The sequence below is a fragment of the Klebsiella sp. SWET4 genome (assembly GCF_024296565.1).
GTDB lineage: Bacteria > Pseudomonadota > Gammaproteobacteria > Enterobacterales > Enterobacteriaceae > Klebsiella > Klebsiella variicola.
The window spans coordinates 322,640-336,231 of record NZ_JANCOB010000004.1 but is presented as its reverse complement, the minus strand read 5'-3'; the positions used below and the strand labels follow the sequence as shown (position 1 = coordinate 336,231).

The following is a 13,592-nucleotide window of genomic DNA, read 5'->3' as shown; positions in this document are numbered from 1 at the left end:
ATCAGCGACTGCTAGCAGTTATGTTAGCCCTATAACGCAGTCGCTTTACGAATCCGAATCTCAATTATTAGGGGTGTAAAAAATGGAAACAACTAAGCCTTCTTTCCAGGACGTACTGGAGTTTGTTCGTCTGTACCGTCGTAAGAACAAACTGCAGCGTGAAATTCAGGACGTTGAGAAAAAGATCCGTGATAACCAGAAGCGCGTTCTGCTGCTGGACAACCTCAGCGACTACATCAAACCGGGCATGAGCGTGGAAGCTATCCAGGGCATCATCGCCAGCATGAAGAGCGATTACGAAGATCGCGTTGATGATTACATCATCAAAAATGCCGAGCTGTCCAAAGAGCGCCGCGACATCTCCAAAAAACTGAAAGTGATGGGCGAAGCCAAAGTCGAAGGCTAATCCCTGCCGGTCCGGCGGCGATCGACGTCGCCGGGCTGTTCTGCTCTACCTCCCCATTCGTCTCTTTTTCTGCAAAACTTTGTCCCGGCAACTGACTCTCCTCACCGACTCTTTGCTATACTGCCCCGCGAAAACGTATTGATATCGGAAAGGTTTCTCTCATCCTGGCCGGGCATCTGACGCAGCGGCGTCAGAGCGATATCTCAACACCTCTCACCTCTCCGACGATCGATTCGCCAGAAGACAAACTCAGGTGCTGACCGGGCGCGACCGAACTCTTCCGCTGCTTTCGCCGACAGGAGTCAACCTCACGTGATTAAGTCATTCTTTGCTGCACTCTCGTTTATCAGCCGCCTGCCGGTCCCGGCGCGGTTATCTCAGGGCCTGGAGATCGAACAGTACCAGCGCAGTATCGTCACCTTTCCGCTGGTCGGTTTACTGCTCGGCGCCATCGCCGGCGCGGTGGCGCTCCTCCTCCAGCCGTGGTGCGGCGTCCCGCTGGCGGCGCTGTTCGGCGTGCTGGCGCTGGCGCTGCTCACCGGCGGATTTCACCTTGACGGGCTGGCTGATACCTGCGACGGCATCTTCTCCGCCCGCACCCGCGATCGGATGCTGGAGATCATGCGCGACAGCCGGCTGGGCACCCACGGCGGGCTGGCGCTGATCTTCGTGCTGGTGGCGAAAGTGCTGGTGGTCGGCGAGCTGCTGCTGCGCGATACCCACCCCATCGCCGCGCTGGCGGCGGCCTGCGCCGTCGGTCGCGGAATGGCGGTGCTGCTGATGTATCGTCATCGCTACGCGCGGGAAAAGGGGCTGGGCAATCTGTTTATTGGCAAAGTTAGCCTGCAGCAGACGCTGGTGACGATGGCGATGGGGGTAGCGCTGGCCACCGTCCTGCTGGGGCTGCAGGGTCTGCGCGCCGCGCTGATCACCCTGGTGCTGATCTGGGGTCTGGGATGGGCGCTGAAGCGAACCCTCGGCGGGCAGACCGGGGATACTCTCGGGGCGGCGATTGAGCTGGGTGAATTACTCTTTTTACTGGCGCTGCTGTAAGGCCTGGCGCCAACGATGAGGAACAGAATGGAAACACTTTCTGCGTTACTGGCTGCCATTCCGCAGCCCGATGTGGCGGGCATGGCGCGCGCTCAGCAGCATATTGATGGCCTGTTAAAGCCGCCCGGTAGCCTTGGACGTCTGGAGACGCTGGCCGTGCAACTGGCTGGTCTGCCGGGGCTGCAGGGGCAGCTGGCGCTGGCGGAGAAGGCGATAGTGGTCATGTGCGCCGACCATGGCGTCTGGCATGAAGGCGTGACGCCTTCGCCGCAGGTGGTGACGGCCATTCATGCCGGCAATATGGTGCGGGGCAACACCGGCGTCTGCGTGCTGGCGGCGCAGGCCGGGGCCAGGGTGCAGGTGGTGGATGTCGGCATCGATGCCGACCCGCTGCCGGGCCTGATTAACCTCAAGGTGGCCCGCGGTAGCGGGAATATCGCCCGGACGGCGGCGATGAGTCGCCAGCAGGCGGAGACGGTGCTGCTGGCCAGCATGCATCTCACCCGCCAGCTCGCCGCCGACGGGGTGAAAGTTTTTGGCGTCGGCGAACTGGGAATGGCCAATACCACCCCGGCCGCAGCCGTGATCAGTGTCCTGACGGGCAGCGATCCTGACGCCGTGGTGGGCTGTGGGGCCAATCTGCCGCTGGCGCAGCGGGGCCATAAGGTGGCGGTGGTGCGCCAGGCGATAGCCCTTAACCAGCCGAACCCGGAAGAGGGGCTGGATGTCCTTGCGAAGGTGGGCGGTTACGATCTGGTGGGCATGACCGGGGTGATCCTCGGGGCGGCCTCCTGTGGCCTGCCGGTGGTGCTGGATGGCTTCCTCTCCTATGCCTCTGCCCTGGCGGCGTGTCGCATGGCCCCGGCGGCGCATCCTTATCTTGTCCCTTCGCACTTGTCGGCGGAGAAAGGGGCGCAGATCGCCCTGGACGCGCTGGGTCTGCGGCCGTATTTCGATATGGACATGCGCCTGGGAGAGGGCAGCGGCGCCGCGCTGGCCATGCACCTGCTGGATGCCGCCAGCGTGATGTACAACCAGATGGGAACGCTGGCGCAGAGCAACATTGTACTGCCCGATACCGCGCCGTCGTCCTGATGGTAGAGCGCATCGTCTCCACGATGGGGGGACGATGCGCTGCGTTTACAGCGCCTGCTGCCAGATCGCCTGGGGCAGGAGGTAAACCTGCGCCGGGGCGCGCATGCCGTCGGTGACAATATGGCGGATGCCGCTGGCCATCACCGCCAGGGTGACGTCAAAAGCGTTCAGGCTGTCGCCGAAGCCCGCGGTCAGGTTGAGCATCGAACCATTGGCCAGCAGATAGATGGTTTTGTCGGCCATGCGGTAGGCGTTGATATACGGCATCACCTCTTCCTGAGGATACTGGCGCAGGTACTCGCCGTCGATCTCTTCCGCCACGTGGCCGACGTTAAGGATAAAGACTCCCGCTTTCGCGCGCTCCAGCGCCTGGCGATTAACCACGTTTTTCCCGCCTGTCGCCGTGGCCACCACGTCCGCCGAGGCGATAGCCTCCTGCAGATCCACCACGTGCCAGCCGTCGTAGGCCGCCTGCAGACGACGGGCAGGATCGATCTCCGCCACCATCACCTGACCGCCAAAGGCTTTTGCCGCCGCCGCGACGCCCTGGCCGACCAGGCCGTAGCCGATCACCAGCACTTTTTTCTCATGCAGGGTGAGATGAGTGGTCTGGAAGAAGGTGTGCCAGGCGGTGAGACCGACCATATGGCGGTTGTGCAGCCCCTCTTTGACCGGCAGATCGTCCCAGTTAAAGATCGGATAGCCTGGCTGAATATCGCCCAGCCGATTGACGCCCGAGCCAGTGGCTTCCAGACCCGCCACGATGTTACCGAACTCGCCGCGCTGGTGGAGCAGGGTGGTGATATCGGCGCCCATCTCGCACAGGTGAGTGGGCTGCCAGGCAATCGCTTTTTCCCATGATTGTTGCCAGTCGGCGTCGCTCATATTGCGCCACGCGCAGGCCTCGGCGCCGCGCTCCACCAGCCAGGCCACCACGTCGTCCTGCACGGTGGTGGGGTTACAGGTGGTTAAAAAGACCTGAGCGCCCTTGTCGAGGATCCCCTGCACCAGCGGGATCATTTTCATGTCGAGGTGCATACAGCAGGCCAGGCGCACGCCGCTGAGGTCGGGCAGGGCGGCGACCTGACGCAGGGTACGCGGCATATTCTGACTGGCCCATGCCACTTCTTTCGCTAAAGAGATTTTATTATTCACTGGGTTATGACCTTCAGTTCGCAAAAGGGGTATCCCCCTGACAGAAAAGGGATTCTATCAGCCCACGCGAGAATTCACAGCCCTGTGCCCTCTGGACGATATTGCCTACGCTATCCCCCTGTGAAATACATGGTTGTTAATGTAAGGTTAAAAAAAGAAAATAAAATATAAGTAATTCCTATGACCTAAGCGATAAAGCGATGTTGAGTGTCATTTCTGCGGGGCTGTTTTCACGGCTGCGGATTTTCCTTGGGCGCCTGAAGCCGCACGCGCTACCGGTGGCCCGCCGGCATATCGTGCTGGGATCCATTGGCGCCGGCACCGGGCTGGCGGTGACCAGCATGTTCAGCCACTGGCTGCTCGGCGAAGTCAATTTGTGGTTTATTGCCCCCATGGGCGCGTCGGCGGTGCTGTTATTTGGCGTGCCGAGCAGCCCGCTGGCGCAGCCGTGGTCGATTGTCGGCGGTAATGTGCTGTCGGCGCTGATCGGCGTCACGGTGGGCATGCTGGTTCCCGACCCGGCGCTGGCCTGCGGGCTGGCGGCCGCGCTGGCGATCGCCGGGATGTATTTTCTGCGCTGTCTGCATCCCCCCGGCGGCGCGGTGGCCCTGACGGCGATCCTCGGCGGCGCCGGGGTGCACAGCGAAGGCTATCACTTTGTACTGACGCCGGTGCTGCTCAACTCGCTGATGCTGGCGCTGCTGGCCATCGTATTTAATAACCTGGTTGGCCGCCGCTATCCGCATCCGCTGGCGGCGGAGGAGGTCAAGCCCCGGGCGGTGCCAATGGGCATCTCGGTCACCCGGGAGGATATTCACGCCGCGCTGCTGGAAGGCCAGTTCCTCGACATTGATGAAGACGATGTCCAGGAACTGCTGGAGAATATCGAGCAGCAGGCGCGCCAGCGCATCGCGACGGCTGCCCGCCGCTAAGGGCGCGCTTCGGGCTGCGGGTTACAGATCGCCGGTAAGATACTGCGCGACCCCGCGGCCAAAGCTCCAGTCACCTTTCTGATTACTGATAATCGACACCATCACATCATCGCCGCTCAGGCCGCAGTGCTCCGCCAGCTCCTCCTGCAACAGGGCGAAGAAGCGTTGCTTCTGCGCCTCGCTGCGCGGGCTGGTATAGACCCGCACCACCACCAGATCCCGCGAGCGGGTCAGTCCGAGGCCGGTATCGTCAATCACCATATGGTGGGCTTTGTTTTCGTGAACAATCTGGTAGCGGTCGCGTTCCGGTACCTCGAAGGCACGCAGCACGGCGCGATGGGCGGCATCCAGCAGGGTTCTGATCTCCTGTTCCGTACGGCCTTCAATCAGGTCAAATGTCAGTAATGGCATGCAGGTGTTCCTTATCGTTAGGGAATAATGACGGGCTGAACAGGATGCTAGCCGATGCCGTCGCGGGCAAAAACCGCTATAGTTGAATACATTGTTTTTACTGGTGAACAATCACATGAGCGAGAGTCGTCCGGAGAGTTACTGGGCCCATCTGTACTGGCTGACGGTGCTGGAAGAGCAAAAAAGCTATACCCGGGCCGCGGAAAAGCTGGGGATCAGCAAGTCGGCTATCAGCCAGAAAATCAGCGAGCTGGAGCGGGTGACTGGCAAAACCCTGGTCCATCGCACTACCCGCAGCGTGAGCCTCAGCGAAGACGGACTGCGGCTGGTGGCGGAGCTCAACGAGCCGTTTGGTCAGTTGCGGGATATTTTCACCGGTGCCTGCGATGAGGGCGGGCCGCTGCGGGGAACGCTGCGCCTGACCGCGCCGGTGGCCTTTTCCCGCCAGCAGCTGGTCCCGGCGATCGCGCCGTTTTTGCATCAGCATCCCCAGCTGCATTTGCAGCTTGAGGTGACCGACCGGCTGGTCTCTCTGGCCAGCGAAGGGTTCGATCTTGCCATTCGCCACTGTCGGCGCGAGGCGCTCCCGGACACCCACGTCGCCTGGCCGCTGTGTCACACCGCGACGCTGATCGTCGCGTCCGCCGACTATATTCGCCGCTATGGCCGCCCGGAGACCCCCGACGATCTGCGCCACCACCAGTGCCTGACCTATCCCCGTGGGCCACAGCGCCCGCAGTGGACGTTCGCCTCCCGCCAGGCGCCCGATGAACGGGTGACCATCAATGTGCAGGGGCCCTTCGCCACGAATAACAGCGAGTCGCTACGCGATGCCGTGCTGGCGGGGCTTGGGGTGGCGCTGCTGCCGGATTTCAGCGCCCTGGAGGCCATCGGTCGCGGGCTGGTGCAGGAGCTGCTCCCGGCGTGGCAGCCGGTGGAGGTGTTTGCCGATAAGCTGTACGTCATCCGGCCCTATACCCCGCGCGTGTCGCGCGCGGTGGAAACCTTCAGCCGCTACCTGAAAGCGACCTTTAGCGAGCCGCGTCCAGCTCCCGCGCCAGCGCCTCGCTAAAGCGGGGAAGCAGATGGCGCTCGCCGGGAAGCCGCTGCGCGAGGGTGACGGTTTTGTCGGCGCAATAGACCCGCTCGCTGCCGAGCTGCGCTTCAAAGGCGTTCGCCGCCTGATGCGCCGCGCTCAGATCGGCGTCAATAAGGATCACCGCATGGGCCAGCACCACATGGCCGCGGCCTGCCGTCAGCGGCCGCCAGTACTGGGCGGTACCGACAATCTTGCGCGCCGCCTCGCCCTCCCCGCAGGCGAGGTTATACCGGCCATCGCAAAAGGAACCGTTTACCGCCCGGGCGTGGCTGGCAACGCCGAAGCGCGCGAGGGTACGCTGCAGCACCGCGCACAGCGAGTGATAGATGGGTTCGGCGGCCTCGCCGAGCGACTGCTGCACCGGCCAGGCGAGGCTAAGGTTGATAATGCCCGGCCCCTGAGGCACCAGACCGCCCCCGGAGCGGCGAAGCCATACCGGCCAGCCGCGCGCGGCAAAATGCGCACTGACTGCCGGCAGATCCGCAAACTGACGATAGCTCCCGGGCACCACAAATCCCTGCGGCGCCTGCCAGAGTTGGGCGACGGCCTCCCCGGCGCTGGCTTTGGCAAACAGCGGCTGTTCCGCCTGGGTGGGGTCCTCGCAAAACTGCAGCGCCAGCGAGGAGGGGGTAAAACGGCGAGGCCAGCAGTCGGCCAGCGATAACAGAGACATGCATTCTCCTTACCGGAGGGCGCGGGTCACGCCCTCCGCTGGTGGGTCAGTGGACGGTCTGTTTTTTCATCAGCATGGCGGTGAGCGCCGACAGCAGGCATCCCGCGGTCAGATAGAGGGCCACGCTGTGCCATGAACCGCCGGAGAAGGTGACCAGCGCCGCGGCGATAAACGGCGTAAAACCGCCGCCGACCACGCTCGCCACCTGGTAGCCGACGCCGGCGCCGCTGTAGCGATAGCTGGCGCCGAACAGCTCGGTAAACATCGGCTGCTGGACGCAGACCACCATATCATGGGCGATATTGGCCAGCATCAGGGCGAAGAACAGGATCCAGAAAACAGACTGACTCTCCAGCGCCATAAAGAACGGAAAACCGCTCAGCGTGCCGATCAGCGCGCCGGTGATATAGATCCGTCGGCGACCAAAGCGGTCTGCCAGCCAGGCGAAGCAGGGGATAGTCAGGCAACTGAGTCCGCCCACCAGCAGGCCGATGTTGAGAAACAGCTCGCGCGGCAGGCCGAGGTTTTGCGTGGAATAGTTGAGGGCGAAGGCGGTGACGATATACATCGTCAGCAGTTCGCACAGCCGCAGGGCGATAATCAGTAAAAACGCTCCCGGATGGCGAAGCAGGGCTTCCACCACCGGTAGTCGCTTTTTCTCCGGCTGAAGGTTGGCCTGGCTCTGCTGCGCTTCAAATTCCTGCGATTCCGCCATGCCGTTACGGATCCACAGCGCAATAAGGACCAGCACCACGCTGAACAGGAACGGTAAGCGCCAGCCCCAGCTGAGGAACTGCTCGTCGGTGGTCAGGCTGCTGATCAGCGATACCAGCCCGGTGGAGAGCAGCAGGCCGACGCCGTAGCCTACCTGCACCCCGCTGCTGTAAAAGGCTTTTTTCCCCTGCGGGGCGTTCTCCACCGAGAGCAGCGCCGCGCCGCCCCATTCCCCGCCGACGGCAAACCCCTGAACGGCCCGCAGGAACACCAGCAGCGCCGGCGCCCACCAGCCGATCTGGCTGAACGAGGGGAGCAGGCCGATGCAGGCGGTGGCGATACCCATCATCCAGACGGTCATCATCAGCATCCGTTTACGCCCGAGGCGGTCGCCGAAGTGGCCAAAGATAATCCCGCCGAGCGGGCGAAAGAGAAACCCGACGCCGAAGGTGGCAAAGGCGGCAAGCGTCCCCATCGCCGGGCCGATCTGCGGGAAAAACTCGCGGTTAAACACCAGCGCGGCGGTAATGCCATAGAGAAGAAAATCGTACCAGTCGACCACCGCGCCGGCAAAACTGCCCCATGCCGCCCGCCGGGCGCGAAGCAGTGAATCTGGCGCCTCGGCGGGCTGCACGCTTATTGTTGAATCCATACCCTGTCCTGTCTGTCACATAATTTGTCGTTATTGGAATGAGACGCTTTTACTGTTGCGTCAGCGTTGAGACTACCGCGCAGCGGCCGTGGAGGAAAGTAGTTTGCCTGCTAAGCGGGGAGATGGCGCAAAAAAGAAGCGACGGGAAAGGCGGGCTAAATCACACCCTGTACTAAACAATCTGGCAATTTGCCAGCCAGCTTATACTTTTAATTAAATCAACGGATAACAAAGAGGGACACCTTTTAAGAATTGACGTAAATGGTTTACACTTAACATGTCTCCTTCTCTGGAATGGTGAGTTAAATGCGTCTACTTCTTGCAGTGTTATTTTGTTCTGTCATGTTGCCTTCCGCTTACGCTGAAAAACTGCCTGCGCCGACAGGAAAACCTGTACTGACCATTTCCGGAAAAATCGGGAATACGAACGTCGGTGACAAAGCCGTTTTTGACCTCGCGGCGCTGGAAAAACTGGGGATGAAAACGGTGGAAACCACCACCCCCTGGTACACCGGTAAGGTTCGTTTCGATGGCATTCCCCTTAATAAACTCATGGATTTAGTCGGCGCTAAGGGCAAATCCGCGCGCGTGCTGGCGCTTAACGACTACACCACCATTATCCCGATTGATGATTTTTATAAATTCCCGGTCATTATGGCCTTAAAAATGAACGGCGAATATATGCGCGTTCGTGATAAAGGTCCATTATTTATCGTCTACCCTTACGACAGCAGCACTGAATTACAAAACCAGATCTATTATTCCCGATCGGCCTGGCAAGTTTCTAAGATTATTATAGAGTAAGGGTTGGATCTTGAATCGAATACTCACGGCTATTATTTTGTCGTTATTTATTGTTACCGGATATATTACCTATCTGGTGCATGAGCGACAAAGTGAGTTGCAAAAATTTACCCGCTATACAGACTCCTGGTCAATGTCGCAGATGGTGTCGGAATATATGCGACTGGAGTCTCGTCTGGCGGGAATGGCGATCGGGGCCGAAGGGGCGGACCACGATGAGGTGCGCCTGCGCCTGGAGATCATGATGAGCCAGATCGAACTCCTGCAGCAGGGCGATCTGGGTAAATTTATTAATAAAAGCGAACAGCGGAAGGCGGTGGTCGCGACGCTGATTCGTAATCTTCATCTGCTTGATAAACAAGTTGATACCATGACGCCGGAGCAGGTCAAACAGATCCTGCCGGTGTTGAGTGAACTGGATGGCCCCCTGACCTCAATGGCCGCCGCCACCCTGACGCAAGATATTAATATCGTTAATATCACGCATGATAAAATCCAGCATCTTTATTATATCTACTCGGTGATCTCCATTCTGCTGATCGCCATGTGTATTACCCTCGGCCTGTTGATGCTCCGGCAGAATAATAACCTGCGTCGCGCCCATGTGCGCATGAAGACGCTGGCCAACGATCTGCAGGCCTCGAAAGAGAAGTTGCAGGTACAGAACCGCCGACTGCAGTACGATGCCTACCATGATTCGCTGACCGGTATGCCGAATCGTCTCTCTTTCTGGCAGCGGTTGCAGGAGATTGTCAACCAGGTGCGCCCCTATCAGGGGTGCGCGGTGGTGATGCTGTTCGACCTCGACAGCTTTAAGGATGTGAACGATACCCTCGGCCATGATGCTGGCGATAAGCTGCTGCAGGATCTGGCCAGTCGTCTCTCTTTTTTCCGTAAAACCTCCGAGACGCTGTATCGCCTTGGCGGCGATGAGTTCGCGATGCTCTCTTACGATCTGACTGAAGAGATGGCCCTTGAGCGCGCCAATGTTATCCGGGAGAAGATCAGCCAGCCCTATCAGATCTACGATGCGCAGATTAATATCGACGCCTGCATCGGGATCGTTATCTCTGACGGCGAAAGCCGGACCGATTATCTGTACAAGTGTGCTGACCTTGCGCTGTACGAGGCGAAAAAAGAGGGCAGCGGTCATGTGCAAATTTTCCGGCCGGGCATGCTGCAGCGCCTGCAGGAGAATAAATCGTTCGAAGATGACCTGCTGCAGGCGCTGGCCCATGACGAATTTAAAGTCTACTACCAGCCGATCGCCGATACCGTCACGCGTGAAATCTACGGCTATGAAGCGCTGGTTCGCTGGTTCCATCCCGTGCGCGGCGCTGTGCCGCCGACGGTGTTTATTCCCGTCGCGGAGAAAATCGGCCTGATCAATACCCTCGGCGAGTGGGTGCTGAAAACCGCCTGCGCCGAAGCGGCCAGTTGGGCGACGCCGCTAAAAGTCTCGGTCAACGTTTCGCCGATTCAACTGATGAACACGTCGTTGACCGATACCATTATCGGCGTGCTGCAGCAGACCGGCCTCGATCCGCGACGCCTGGATCTGGAGATCACCGAGTCGGACGTGTTCAATGAGAATACCCGTTCGCTGGAAATTCTCAGCCAGCTGCGCGAGCAGGGCATTCAGATTTCCATTGATGACTTTGGTACCGGCTATTCTTCTCTGTCGCGTTTAAGCTACTTCCCGTTCGATAAAATCAAAATTGACCGCTCGTTTGTTATCAATATTCCGGAGCAAAAAGACGATTTGGATATCGTTCGCCTGATTATCAGTATGGGGAAGAGTCTGCATATGCGTATTGTGGCGGAAGGCGTGGAAACCGAAGAGCAGTTGACCTCGCTGCAGGCGCTGGGGTGCGACCTGGTCCAGGGGTATTTAATCGGCAAGCCGAGTCCGCTGCGCTAACAAATTTTTAACGCGTTTACTTTTATTCTCCGGGCGATTTCAGGATCCTGAAATCGCCTTTTTTATTTTACCGCGTCGCTAATCCCTGAGAGGTATAAAAAGGAGTAGACGGTAAAAGCAGCAACAAAATAATATCCTTAGCGTTTAAAAGTGGTATATGATATGCATCATATAGGCTATTTCTGAACGTCGCATTTGAGACGGTAAAGTGAGGCACCATCATGCAGCGAATCATTATTCCCACCCATTACGTTCACACCCGCAGCACGCCGCTGTGGACCAGGGAGACCGCCCCGGCCTCTATCTGGCGTCGCCATCTGGATGCCGGCACCCGGCAGGGCGTCTATCCTCGTCTCTCGGTGATGCAGGGGGCGATCCGCTATCTCGGCTATGCCGATGAAACCAGCCCCGAGCCTGTTGAAACGCTGACCATTGAAGCCGGGCAGTTTGGCGTTTTTCCGCCGGAGAAATGGCACTGTATTGAGGCGCTCAGCGAGGACACGGTTTTTAATGTCGACTTTTACGTCGATCCGAAAATTCTCATCGAGGGATAACAAGAGATGAACAGCGAAAATAAAGGCTATGCCTTGGCAGTTGAGAATGGCCAGCGTCAGGAAAAACGCGAAAAAATATATCTCAAACCGATGGCGCTTTATATTCCGCAGCACGCGGTGGAGGCGGTAAATAGTCTGCTGGATGACCTGCCAGCTGGCAATGAAGAAGAGGAGTGGGTGTTAACCGTCACCAATAATAATAACGGCGTCTCGGTTGATAAAACCTTTTCCTCGCTGGCGGCGCTGCGCGACCCGCTCACCGCCGCTGATACGGTGAAGGATCTGATCAATATCGTTCGCGGCTACGAGTCCGATGAAGAGACCAACGTTTGCGGCTGGTAAGCCCGCTACTCTTCCGCCGGATGGCGACCGTCACCTAACGCCATCTGGCCGACCAGCCACGCCCGCAGATCGATGATATCCGCGCGCTGCGCCGCAGCCTCGGTGGTGACCAGGTAGTAGCAGGCGCCCGGTAATGCACAGCTAAACGGCGCGGACAACACCCCGCGCTGCAGCAGATCCCGCGCCAGCAGTTCGCTGGCGATCACCACCCCCTGGCCGGCCACCGCCGCCTGCAGGGCATGGGTCTCATCGCTAAAGGTTAACCCCGCATCAATATTCAGCGTCGACGGCCCATAGCGGCGGCGCCAGTTCTCCCAGTTTGGCGAGTCGGCCGGCACGCGGCGGTTGGCGACGTGAAACAGCGTCACCCGCTGCAGATCTTCAGGCCGGGCGAGGCCCAGGGACGGGCTGGCGACCACGATAAAACGATCTTCATACAGCAGCGTGCAGCACAGGTCCGGCTCCGGCGTTTCACGATAGCGAATCGCGGCGTCCACGGTACCCAGTTGCAGATCCACCCGTTCGACGCTGGTGTGCAGACGCAGGTCGATAGCCGGAAAGCGGGCGGTAAAGTCCGCCAGCCGTGGCACCAGCCAGTGGGTGAGAAAATTGGAGGTGGTGGTGACAGTTAAGGATGGTGGCTGACGGGCATGAGCGATCTGGACGACGGCCTGTTCCAGGGCGCTAAAAGCGCGCTGCGTGGCGGCGTAGAGGATCTCGCCATCCGCAGTCAGACTAACGCCCTGTGCGCTGCGTTCGCACACCCGGCACTCCAGCACCGACTCCAGCAGTTTAATCTGATGGCTGACCGCCGTCGCGCTGACGCCGAGCGCCCCGGCGGCCTGTTTAAAACTGCGGTGGCGGGCGACGGCATGAAAGGCGCGCAGCGCCCCCAGCGGCGGTAGACGGGGTGTTTTCATGGCTGAGTTTTTCTCATCTATGGCTGAAAACTATGCGTTTGTGTAAGGCAATATAGTGGCGCTAGGCTACGGGCATGTAAAGACAGTGGCATGAATTAAATTCATGCTGCTTCGCCTGTCAGGAGTCAATTATGCACGTTGTAAGCCGCTACACCGCCGCGGACGCGGCGGGGATTATCGAGCCGCGTGGCCGCGCCATCGCCCTGAGCGTGGCTTTTGCCGCCGGAGTCTTGCTGTTAAACATGGTTCCCGTTATCGGCGTGACCGGCATGCTGAGTCTGCTGACGGCGCTAATCGCCGCCTGCGGCGCCGGGTGGGGATCCACACGTGGGCATTCCTGGCTTTATCGCTCGCCCCTGGCGGCGACGCGCTGGGCCTTTCTGCTGTCGGCGGCCGGCTGGCTGCTGGCGCTGGTGGCCTGGTATGGCGGGCAGGACTGGCCCGCCATGCTGCCGGGCGTGGCGTGCGGCGGGGCGGGGGCGGCTGTCGCCTGGCGGATTGCGGCGGGACGGTCGGCGCAGTGTGGGCCCAGAATCGATGGCGCAACGCTGCTGAGCGTGGTCGTTGTCATCGCGGCGACGCTGTTGGCCCAACACACCGCCGGGGCCGGGCGCAGCGGCGTGTGCTTCGCCTTCGCCGTGCTGCTGGACCTGTCGCTGCTCGGCGCGCTGATCGTGCGTATCAGGCAGCAGGAGAGCGCGGCGTAACGGAGTCCGGCGGCAAATGAAGCGAGCGGGGTAAGTCACCCGGCGTGGTGACAAATTTCTTCTACACTGTTACAGGCATCACATTCCTGTGCGGTCGGCACTCCTGCCGGCCGCCGTCGGCGTTCAGCCCAGGCACGGGCCTGCAGGCTGGTTA

General features: G+C 59.9%; 15 protein-coding genes and 1 pseudogene. 10 read left to right on the top strand and 6 right to left on the bottom strand.

The features are described 5' to 3' along the window. Positions 1–82: 82 nt before the first annotated feature. The 3 genes from NKJ21_RS12995 to cobT all read left to right on the top strand — a co-directional run bounded on the left by NKJ21_RS12995 (position 83) and on the right by cobT (position 2,554). Positions 83–406: a DUF496 family protein gene (locus NKJ21_RS12995; RefSeq protein WP_002911883.1), complete on the top strand. Its 324-nt coding sequence runs from the start codon at positions 83–85 to the stop codon at positions 404–406. A 312-nt stretch (positions 407–718) separates the two neighbouring features. Next, complete coding sequence (gene cobS, locus NKJ21_RS12990; protein WP_008804142.1) at positions 719–1,459, top strand: adenosylcobinamide-GDP ribazoletransferase; 741 nt, start codon at positions 719–721, stop codon at positions 1,457–1,459. 27 nt (positions 1,460–1,486) lie between these two features. Next, the gene (cobT, locus tag NKJ21_RS12985; RefSeq protein WP_016161442.1) at positions 1,487–2,554 is read left to right on the top strand and encodes a nicotinate-nucleotide--dimethylbenzimidazole phosphoribosyltransferase; all 1,068 of its coding nucleotides are present in this window, start codon (positions 1,487–1,489) and stop codon (positions 2,552–2,554) included. A gap of 45 nt (positions 2,555–2,599) precedes the next feature. Here cobT and NKJ21_RS12980 read toward each other — a convergent pair whose 3' ends face one another. Then, the gene (locus tag NKJ21_RS12980) at positions 2,600–3,709 is read right to left on the bottom strand and encodes an adenosylhomocysteinase (protein ID WP_023340482.1); all 1,110 of its coding nucleotides are present in this window, start codon (positions 3,707–3,709) and stop codon (positions 2,600–2,602) included. Between the two features lie 200 nt (positions 3,710–3,909). Between NKJ21_RS12980 and NKJ21_RS12975 the strand changes: the two genes are divergently transcribed. Further along, positions 3,910–4,641: an HPP family protein gene (locus NKJ21_RS12975; protein ID WP_038421492.1), complete on the top strand. Its 732-nt coding sequence runs from the start codon at positions 3,910–3,912 to the stop codon at positions 4,639–4,641. A 21-nt stretch (positions 4,642–4,662) separates the two neighbouring features. Here the strand turns inward: NKJ21_RS12975 and NKJ21_RS12970 are convergent, their stop codons facing one another. After that, complete coding sequence (locus NKJ21_RS12970) at positions 4,663–5,052, bottom strand: tautomerase family protein (protein ID WP_032730768.1); 390 nt, start codon at positions 5,050–5,052, stop codon at positions 4,663–4,665. A gap of 115 nt (positions 5,053–5,167) precedes the next feature. Here NKJ21_RS12970 and NKJ21_RS12965 point away from each other — a divergent pair, with 115 nt between their 5' ends. Next, a complete protein-coding gene (locus tag NKJ21_RS12965) occupies positions 5,168–6,124 on the top strand; it encodes a LysR family transcriptional regulator (RefSeq protein WP_239270531.1) in 957 nt (318 codons plus the stop codon). On the opposite strand, the gene NKJ21_RS12960 is transcribed toward NKJ21_RS12965, so the two are convergent. Further along, positions 6,084–6,824, bottom strand: a complete 741-nt coding sequence (locus tag NKJ21_RS12960) for a lipoate--protein ligase A (protein WP_023340479.1) — start codon at positions 6,822–6,824, stop codon at positions 6,084–6,086. The genes NKJ21_RS12965 and NKJ21_RS12960 overlap by 41 nt on opposite strands. 46 nt (positions 6,825–6,870) lie before the next feature. Beyond that, entirely contained in the window at positions 6,871–8,190 is a 1,320-nt protein-coding gene (gene shiA, locus NKJ21_RS12955; protein ID WP_012967624.1) for a shikimate transporter, read from the bottom strand. A 306-nt stretch (positions 8,191–8,496) separates the two neighbouring features. Here shiA and NKJ21_RS12950 point away from each other — a divergent pair, with 306 nt between their 5' ends. Further along, positions 8,497–8,994 (top strand): molybdopterin-dependent oxidoreductase, encoded by a 498-nt coding sequence (locus NKJ21_RS12950; RefSeq protein ID WP_012541125.1) that lies wholly within the window; start codon positions 8,497–8,499, stop codon positions 8,992–8,994. 10 nt (positions 8,995–9,004) lie between these two features. Further along, entirely contained in the window at positions 9,005–10,915 is a 1,911-nt protein-coding gene (locus NKJ21_RS12945) for a bifunctional diguanylate cyclase/phosphodiesterase (RefSeq protein ID WP_012541126.1), read from the top strand. Here the strand turns inward: NKJ21_RS12945 and NKJ21_RS12940 are convergent. Beyond that, a pseudogene (locus NKJ21_RS12940) lies at positions 10,912–11,039 on the bottom strand (hypothetical protein). The gene NKJ21_RS12945 and the pseudogene NKJ21_RS12940 sit on opposite strands and share 4 nt — an antisense overlap. A 97-nt stretch (positions 11,040–11,136) precedes the next feature. On the opposite strand from NKJ21_RS12940, the gene NKJ21_RS12935 reads away from it, so the two are divergent. Beyond that, on the top strand, positions 11,137–11,469 hold the full coding sequence (locus NKJ21_RS12935; protein ID WP_008804152.1) for a DUF1971 domain-containing protein: 333 nt from the start codon (positions 11,137–11,139) through the stop codon (positions 11,467–11,469). A gap of 6 nt (positions 11,470–11,475) precedes the next feature. After that, on the top strand, positions 11,476–11,811 hold the full coding sequence (locus NKJ21_RS12930; RefSeq protein WP_016161436.1) for a DUF1869 domain-containing protein: 336 nt from the start codon (positions 11,476–11,478) through the stop codon (positions 11,809–11,811). A gap of 5 nt (positions 11,812–11,816) precedes the next feature. On the opposite strand, the gene NKJ21_RS12925 is transcribed toward NKJ21_RS12930, so the two are convergent. Next, the gene (locus tag NKJ21_RS12925; protein WP_044614633.1) at positions 11,817–12,731 is read right to left on the bottom strand and encodes a LysR substrate-binding domain-containing protein; all 915 of its coding nucleotides are present in this window, start codon (positions 12,729–12,731) and stop codon (positions 11,817–11,819) included. 131 nt (positions 12,732–12,862) lie between these two features. On the opposite strand from NKJ21_RS12925, the gene NKJ21_RS12920 reads away from it, so the two are divergent. After that, positions 12,863–13,438 carry a hypothetical protein gene (locus NKJ21_RS12920; RefSeq protein WP_239270530.1) on the top strand — a complete coding sequence of 192 codons (576 nt, stop codon included), beginning with the start codon at positions 12,863–12,865 and terminating at the stop codon, positions 13,436–13,438. Positions 13,439–13,592 lie beyond the last annotated feature (154 nt).